Consider the following 5,233-nt stretch of genomic DNA (forward strand, 5'->3'; position numbering starts at 1 on the left):
TTTGCGGTGGTTTATGTGATTAAGGCGCTGTGCGGTAGCTTTTGTATTGCGTTACTCACACCTTAGCAAGGCGTTAGCATACTTTGATAGGAGTTCAGATGACTACGATAGTCGAACAAATTGTTAATCGTGAAATTGACTCGGTCATCGTGTATGAATCTGACCAAGTTATAGCTTTTGCAGATCATGACCCAATCAACTTTGGACATATTTTAATCTGTCCTAAGACTCAATATTGTACTTTCATCGACCTGCCTGAGTCTGTGTTTTTAGAGATCACCGACGTTGCAAGAGATTTATATAAACGTATAGAAGCTAAGTTCAATCCCGATGGTATCGGCTTTATGCAAAACAATGGAGAGGCACCTCATTTCAACGAGCTCGATCACTACCATTTGCATATTTTCCCTAGGTTCCATGGCGACCAGTACGGTTGGGTTAGTAGTGAACTTGGAATTCAAACTATGGATAAACTAAGAGAATCACTTAAAGAACTATGAGCATTGAAAAATATGCTAACAAATTGTTCAAGAGTGATTCGGCACGCGTGGCATTTTTACCATGCGTTAGTTTTAGTGGTTAAGGTGCTATGCGGAGGCTTCGGTATTGCGTGGTTCACACCTTAATTGGGCGTTATGTTCTTGGAGGAAATGGTGGGCTATCAGAGGGATAGGGTAACTTTCAGCGTTTTCCATAAACTTGTTTTAACTATTTACAAGTGCCTAAAATTTAAGATGTTAGGCGAAACTGAAAGCTAGAGTGGCAGCAAATTTTGGTAGCCGATTGTTTGCGTGTTATTAGGTTTTGTAGTTTGGCTTACTGGCTAGCTTCCAAAGTTCAAATGTCGACATCTAATGATAAGCACAAGTTTTGGTCTACTCATATTTTGGGTATTGCGTCACAATACGCAGGTGATATGGGTGGTGCTGAAAGAGCATATTTACAAAGCCAAGATTACGGTTGTGAGCTTTCTTTGAGTTTTAGTTTACAACATTTGGGTAAATTAAACGTTGAGCTTGGTAACTATGAACTCGCTGAAAAGCAGTTTATTGAAGCATTGGCTATTCGAACGAAACTGAAGCGCACAGACTTAATCGATTCGACCAACCGAGCAATACAAGGGTTACAAAAGCTACGAACATAACAAACAGTTCAAGAGGGATTCAGCACGCGTGGCATTTTTGGTATGCGGTGGTTTCGGTGTTGAAGTGCTATGCAGTGGCTTGGTCATTGCGTGCTTCACCCCTTAACTGGGCGTTAGTCTTTAATAAAAAAGGAGATATAAATTGAAATTTTTCCCCGTAATTTTTGCTTTATTTTGATTGGCTGTACTGAAGAAAAAACAGAAGTACATGATAGCTTGATAGCGTTAAGCAACGAAGTGACAAAAGTCGAAATAGCAAGAGCCTCGGAGGTTGCTCTCAAAACTCGTAGACCAGAAAATGTTGTCCAAGCATTCGTACTGACCTCAGCGTTCCTTCTTGGTAAATCAGATACGCCCGAAGCTCAATGTATAAGTAAGAGTATCGGTCTATCAAGCGGTCCGGCGGCTATGATCGAGATAGCTAGCAAGGCTTTTGTTGTTGGTTCGTCGGGTTTTGACGAAGCCCATTCCGCTGGTAGACAGTATAAGTCTCTCGATAAGCTAATTGATGAGCTTGAGAGTGGAACGTCTGACCCTAGTTGGTTCGACGATTATCAAATAGAGAAGAGTGTTGTCTTGGAAGCTGTTGGCAGCATGTATGGTGATAACGGTGAACACGTGCTTAATGATTGGCTCGTGTGTACAAAAGACTAACAAAGCATTTAAGAGTGATTCGCAACGCTTGGCAGTTTCGCTTCGCTCAAGTATAGCCAAGCGTTGCTCACACCTTAATGCGGCGTTAGTCGCCAGAAAAAGCTAGCAATCAAAATCATGTTTCTAAGCTCAAAATCTGGCAGTTGCTTGTCTGGTGCACAGGTTCATCGCCGATGGTCAAAACTCAGTTTCAGCTGTTTTAGGTCCAAAGTTTTGCAAGTGTTCTAGCGTTTTTTTCTTTGGTGCTGACAGAGCAGGGCAATCGAGAGTCTGTTTTTGGTTGCAACTTTGCTCGGTGAGCTTGTTGGTTCAAAAGCAGATATACTCGCTGAAAAGACGTTTTCTCTGGTGTTGTAAGTTCCACGTGGTTTCAGTGACTTTGTTGAAAGTCAGCACTGTGAGATTGGTTTTCCAAAAGCGCTTTTTTGGTGTTGTCAGTCCGTTTTCTGCGGTGTTGGTTGTTCCAAGTGGTTTCATTGAATAGTCGCTTTGAGACTACGTCTGACTTAAATGCATCAAAGCACATAAAGTTCGTTGTTCGCAAAGTTTAGTTTGGCTTAAAATTGTCGCTCAGTGCCTCGCGACTAACAAACTGTTTAAGAGTGATTCGCAACGCGTGGCATTTTTACTATGCGTTGTGTTTAGTGTTTAAGGTGGTATGCGGCAGCATCGGTGTTGCGTTGCTCACTACTTAACGCGGCGTTATGTGCTTATGAGGAAAATTGACATGGAAGTGATAGAGGCCAACCCTGATTTGGCCCCAATATTAGCGAGTTATGCGAAAGAATGCCTAGAATCGGGTATTCCAAAATATTCGGGTGTGGAGCAAGATCCGACAGCTTATTTGTCAGGTTTGGTCGAACGTTCAAAGGCAATCTCTGAGTTACCAAAGGGATATTTACCTAGCACAACTTACTACTGTGTATCGAACTCCGAAATTTTAGGTGCAGTCCGAGTTCGCAAAGGTACTAATGCCAACGTAGAAAATGTCATTGGTCATATTGGCTACGAAACTAGACCGTCAGCTCGTGGTAAGGGTGTAGCCTCATTTCTGCTTTCTTGGGTGCGAGACCATGTTGTCACTGATTCAGTTATTGTTACTTGCTCAATTGACAATCCCGCATCTCAAAAGGTCATCGAAAACTGTGGTGGTGAATACCTCGGTAACTACACAGATGAGATTGAGGGTACGGTAAGGCGCTACCGTTTAGCACGCACATAACAAAGCATTCAAGAGTGATTCGCAACGCTTGGCAGTTTCGCTTCGCTCAAGTATAGCCAAGCGCCGCTCACACCTTAATGCGGCGTTATGTGCTTTGGTGGAAATGGATATGGAAATCACAATCAGGCGTATTGAAACAGAAAGCATTGAGGACAAAGGTATATTCGAGTCTTTGTTTAGAGAGTACCTATCTGGATTCTCAGTTGAGCTAGATCTCTCAGTAATTGCTCAGCTATTTGCGTTGCCTTATTTTCACGGATTTATCAGTTTTGTCGACGATAAGCCCGCCGGTTTTGCGGTTTGTTTTGAATCGTTCTCAACTTATCGTGCGCAAAGAGTGATGAATATCCATGATTTTATGGTGTCGGACAACTTTCGTGGTAAGGGTGTTGGCAAGGTACAACTGAATGGTATCGAACAGTATTGTCGTGATAATGATTACCTAAAAATTACATTAGAGGTTGGTGACGATAATGTTGCCGCTAAAAAGCTCTACAGTTCATCAGACTACGAAGATTACAGAGTAGTTTTGAAAGGGCAGCAACATTGGCAAAAGCACCTCAATTAGCACGCACATAACAAACTGTTCAAGAGGGATTCGCAACGCGTGGCATTTTTACTATGCGTTGGTTTTAGTGTTTAAGGTGGTATGCGGCGGCTTTGGTATTGCGTTGCTCACCCCTTAACAGGGCGTTAGCAGTCCTATTTGGACTAATGAGAAGGAACTATTTTGGAAGAATTAAGGTATTTAGCGAAAATCTACTATCAAAATACAGTGAGATTTAGTTATTTCGGTTTTTCTGGTGTGATGTGTTTAACTATCGCTCTAATCCTATTTTTACTCGGTGCCTATCTTAATTTTAGATTTAAGTTCGAATCAATCTCTGTATTCATAGTCATGGTCGCGGGACTTTTAATTGCTCAGGCAAGAAGTATTTATAACAGAAACTTAGTATCACATTTGTCCAATGTTACCCTGTTAAATAGTGATAACGTTGATCACCATAAGGCAGTTTATCTGTACACGCTTGTTTCTCATATTGGTGATTCTCTGTTTGACGCAATGAAGAATTTTAAAGAGGTTAGGGAAACAGCTCGAAGCGAGCACGGTTTCTCTACCCAGTCTGAGTGGTCTCGTTTCTTAAGTTTTATCTACAACCCTGATTCAAAAAACCGGATTTTAAGCTTGGTAATCTACATGATCAGTTTGATTGCATTGATTATTGTGCCTAGAACTGAGGGAAGCTCAAATCTTTACAATATTGTTAGCCAATTATCATTGAATGATGTCTGGGGGTACTTAATACTCTGTATTTTTTGGGTTGTTTTAGCTTACGTTATTGTGGTGCTTCCAATCATTTATTTGTACCAATTCATAATAATCCCAATATTATTGAAAACTTCATCAGTAGATGCACTTTCGAGGTTTTTTATTTCTGAGTTCGCTAAGTATGCTTACCTTGATCGTAGAGTTGAAAGGAGCTGCTAACAAACTGTTTAAGAGTGATTCGCAACGCGTGGCATTTTCACTATGCGTTGCGTTTAGTGTTTAAGGTGGTATGCGAGAGCTTCGGTATTGCGTTGCTCACACCTTAACAGAGCGTTAGCTTACAGTCTGAAAAATCAAATTCATATAGCTGATGTTAGGTAGGGCATATCGTCAAAATGAGCAATCTGATTGGCAAATATTTTGGTTGTATCAGCGGTAGTTAGTAACATTTTTTTTAGCGGTCATTATTACCGTGTGCGGTCGTAACGTTACTTGGTCTTGGTTTGTTGGTTGTAATTTCAGCTTCGCCTCTGTTTCATTCATGGCAAAGTTTTGCACTTGAAAGCAGCAAATCTAATACGAGCTTTGGTGGGTGAAGTTCCGTGAGTCTCCACGCTTGGCGGTTTTGGCAAAGCTCAAGTTAATACCAAATTCATCGCCTGAAGTTCTCGGCTATGTTTATAATCTTGCCTTCACGTTTAATGTCAAAGTAAGTTGTTGTTTTAGTCTGGAATGCTCGGAAAGTAATAAGCTAACAAAGCGTTTAAGCCAGATTCGCAACGCGTGGCATTTTTGGTTTTAATCGGCTTTAGTGTTTACGGTACAATAGTTTAGGTTCAGTGGTAACGTTGCTCACTACTTAACGCGGCGTTATGTAACATGGAGGCTCGATGAAAATCGGAGTCATATTAGGTACTTCAAAATCTGATGGTAATACGCGAAA

General features: G+C 41.2%; 6 protein-coding genes. All 6 read left to right on the forward strand.

The annotated features are described in order from the left end of the window. Positions 1–98: 98 nt before the first annotated feature. Complete coding sequence (locus R7H07_RS23865; protein WP_172563193.1) at positions 99–500, forward strand: HIT family protein; 402 nt, start codon at positions 99–101, stop codon at positions 498–500. 311 nt (positions 501–811) lie between these two features. Next, positions 812–1,144, forward strand: a complete 333-nt coding sequence (locus R7H07_RS23870) for a tetratricopeptide repeat protein (RefSeq protein ID WP_225455504.1) — start codon at positions 812–814, stop codon at positions 1,142–1,144. A gap of 237 nt (positions 1,145–1,381) precedes the next feature. Continuing rightward, positions 1,382–1,798 (forward strand): hypothetical protein, encoded by a 417-nt coding sequence (locus R7H07_RS23880; protein WP_206960157.1) that lies wholly within the window; start codon positions 1,382–1,384, stop codon positions 1,796–1,798. A 727-nt stretch (positions 1,799–2,525) separates the two neighbouring features. Continuing rightward, entirely contained in the window at positions 2,526–3,020 is a 495-nt protein-coding gene (locus R7H07_RS23885; protein WP_005377068.1) for a GNAT family N-acetyltransferase, read from the forward strand. A gap of 97 nt (positions 3,021–3,117) precedes the next feature. Beyond that, positions 3,118–3,588 (forward strand): GNAT family N-acetyltransferase, encoded by a 471-nt coding sequence (locus R7H07_RS23890; protein WP_152442080.1) that lies wholly within the window; start codon positions 3,118–3,120, stop codon positions 3,586–3,588. Between the two features lie 162 nt (positions 3,589–3,750). Then, positions 3,751–4,509: a hypothetical protein gene (locus R7H07_RS23900; protein WP_242539635.1), complete on the forward strand. Its 759-nt coding sequence runs from the start codon at positions 3,751–3,753 to the stop codon at positions 4,507–4,509. Positions 4,510–5,233: the final 724 nt, after the last annotated feature.

The sequence above is a fragment of the Vibrio sp. Vb1127 genome (assembly GCF_033338735.1).
GTDB lineage: Bacteria > Pseudomonadota > Gammaproteobacteria > Enterobacterales > Vibrionaceae > Vibrio > Vibrio alginolyticus.

Bases quoted from the DNA above. Each gene is read 5' to 3' on its own strand.
- R7H07_RS23865 (WP_172563193.1), top strand. From the start codon at position 99: ATGACTACGATAGTCGAACAAATTGTTAATCGTGAAATTGACTCGGTC.
- R7H07_RS23885 (WP_005377068.1), top strand. From the start codon at position 2,526: ATGGAAGTGATAGAGGCCAACCCTGATTTGGCCCCAATATTAGCGAGT.